Annotated in this window: 4 protein-coding genes; 2 read left to right on the top strand and 2 right to left on the bottom strand. The window is 68.7% G+C overall.

Features of this window, described 5'->3' with window-relative positions:
* Nucleotides 1-626 (bottom strand): FAD-dependent oxidoreductase (locus VNR91_RS12950; protein WP_325491185.1); only part of this gene is annotated, 626 nt, incomplete at its 3' end.
* Between the two features lie 190 nt (nt 627-816).
* On the opposite strand from VNR91_RS12950, the gene pnuC reads away from it, so the two are divergent.
* Nucleotides 817-1,374, top strand: a complete 558-nt coding sequence (gene pnuC, locus VNR91_RS12945) for a nicotinamide riboside transporter PnuC (protein WP_325491184.1) — start codon at nt 817-819, stop codon at nt 1,372-1,374.
* The gene (locus VNR91_RS12940; RefSeq protein WP_325491183.1) at nt 1,371-1,907 is read left to right on the top strand and encodes an ATP-binding protein; all 537 of its coding nucleotides are present in this window, start codon (nt 1,371-1,373) and stop codon (nt 1,905-1,907) included. The genes pnuC and VNR91_RS12940 overlap by 4 nt, the downstream gene beginning before the upstream one ends.
* 173 nt (nt 1,908-2,080) lie before the next feature.
* On the opposite strand, the gene VNR91_RS12935 is transcribed toward VNR91_RS12940, so the two are convergent.
* Nucleotides 2,081-2,522: SH3 domain-containing protein (locus tag VNR91_RS12935; RefSeq protein ID WP_325491182.1), on the bottom strand; the 442-nt coding region annotated here is incomplete at its 5' end.

The following is a 2,522-nucleotide window of genomic DNA, read 5'->3' as shown; positions in this document are numbered from 1 at the left end:
AGCTCGCCCAGCTCCTTGGGCGTCATCGCGATCTGGTGCGGCCCACGCCGGCCCAGGATGGTGATATCGCCCGCCTGCGCGGTATTGAGCCGGTCGAGCGCGTGGCCGACGATATCCGATCCGGTGAACTCCGCCTCGGTCTTGGCCAGAACCCGCGCGACGTCGAGCGCGACATTGCCGTTGCCGACCACCACCACCCCGCCGCCGTCGATCGTCGGGGCCAGCCCGGCGTGGTCGGGGTGACCGTTGTACCATCCCACGAATGCCGCCGATCCGGTCACGCCCGGCAGATCGTCGCCCGGAATCCCCAGCGGCCGGTCGGCCGGGGCGCCGGTCGCCAGCACCACCGCGTCGTAGAGGTCGACCAGCTCGCCGATCGACACGTCGCGCCCGACGGCGACATTGCCGACGAAACGGACATTGTCGGTTAGCGCGGTCGCTTCATAGCGGCGCGACACCGCCTTGATCGATTGATGGTCGGGCGCCACCCCGGTGCGGATCAGCCCGAACGGCACCGGCAGCTTGTCGACGATATCGACGCGCACCTCCGTCCCGAACGCCTTTTGCGCGGCCTCGGCGGTGTAATAGCCCGCCGGGCCGGAACCGATCACCGCGATGTGCCGCATGCGTCCTCCCGCTTTTGCCGCGATGCTAGCGGCACGACGGCGAAGGGCAAGCGCCGCGCGCGGGCTGGCGTGTATCTCTCGAACCCGCCTTGCGCCGACGTCACCCCGGCGCTCCTGCATCGGCGTCGTTGCGATTGACCGCGCGCGAAACGCTGGTTTAGGGCGCGGCGATGCCGGCCAGGAACCCCGCGTGAGTCCGATCGAGCTGGCCGCCGCCGCGCTGGGCCTTGTCAACATCGTCCTCGTCGTGCGCCGCAGCGTGTGGAACTACCCGTTCGCGCTGGCGATGGTGTCGCTCTACGCCTGGGTGTTTTTCGGCGCGAAGCTCTATTCGGATGCGCTGCTCCAGATCTTCTTCATCGTCGTCAATCTGTACGGCTGGGCCAATTGGGCGCGCAGCCGGGCCGAGGCGGGGGAGGTGCGCGTCGAGAGCCTCGGCTGGCCCGCGCGCGCCGGCTGGATTGTCGCGGTGGCGGCGGCGACGGCGTTGTGGGGCTGGCTGATGCACCGCCACACCGACGCATCCTTTCCGTGGTGGGACGCTGGCATCGCGATGCTCAGCGTCGCCGGCCAGATCCTGATGTCGCGCCGCTATTGGGAAAACTGGCTGTTCTGGATCGCGGCGGACCTGATCGCGGTGCCGCTCTACGCCGCAAAGAATTTGTGGGCGACTTCCGCGCTCTACGCTATCTTTCTCGCAATGTGCATCGTCGGTGTGATCGGTTGGGGAAAGGCGCGGCGCGGGTGAGCCGGGTGATCTGCCTGCATGGGCCCGAAAGCACCGGCAAGTCGACGCTGGCCCCCCGCCTCGCGCAGGCGCTGGGTGGCGGCATCGTCCAGGAATTCGGCCGGACCTTTGCGGAGGCGCGCGGCACCGAATTCGGCATGGCCGATTTGGTCGAGATCGCGCGGACGCACGACCAGATGACCCGCGTCGCCATCGCGCGCGGGATCGATCCGGTGATCCTCGACACCGATCCGTTGATGACCGCGGCCTGGGCGATGATGCTCCACGGCCACCGCGATCCGTGGTTCGACGAATGGACCGGCACCGCTGATCTCTACCTGCTGTTCGACATCGACCTGCCGTGGATCGACGACGGCACGCGCATGTTCGGCACCCCGGCGTTGCGCCGACGCTTCCTCGACGCGTCGCGCGCTGAGCTCGAGCGGCGCGGGCTGCGCTGGGCATGGGTGCGCGGCGACGGCGAGGCGCGCTTCGACGCCGCCTTGGCCGCGATCCGCGCCGCGGGGCTGGGCGACCTGCCCATTCAGCGCTGAACCCCTCCCAGAGCACAACCGCGCTCCCGCTCGTGCCGGGCAGGAAGAGGAGAGGCGCGGCGACGTTCATGCCGAGCGACGTCGAATCGCCGCCCGTTTCGCCCCAGAACCAAGGAAAAAGGCCCGCCCCGCGTCAGCGGAACGGGCCTCGATCATCGTCGCGAAACGCGCGATCAGTTCGACGGGGCCAGCCCGGTGTTCAGCACCCAGCCGACATTGTCGTTCTCGTCGGCGACTTCCCACCATAGGCCGTTCTTGTTGCCCGTCGGATAGACGATGCCGCCGGCCGGAATGGTGCGGATCACCTTGGCGGTGCCCAGTGCCGACGCGCGGAGGATCACCGGGCGCTGTGCGGTGAAGGTCTTGGTCGGCGCCGCCTGCGCGGTGCCTTCGTCGCCGGGACGGACCAGCCCGAGTTCCTCGACCATCTTGCTATAGGCCTGGATGAACGACAGCGTGACCATCCGGCCGATGTCGGTGTTGTCATAACCGCCGCCGACCGCGGCCAGGCCGCCGCCGAAGAAGCCGGTGCCGCCGCCCGCGCCAAAGCTCAGGTTGTTCTTGGCGGCATAGCCTTCCTGCGTCGAGATCGTCTCGGTGGTACGGACGTTGGTC

The organism is Sphingomonas sp. (genome assembly GCF_035555815.1).
GTDB lineage: Bacteria > Pseudomonadota > Alphaproteobacteria > Sphingomonadales > Sphingomonadaceae > Sphingomonas.
Note: the sequence above shows the minus strand (reverse complement) of the source record. Positions and strands in the feature narration are given on the sequence as shown.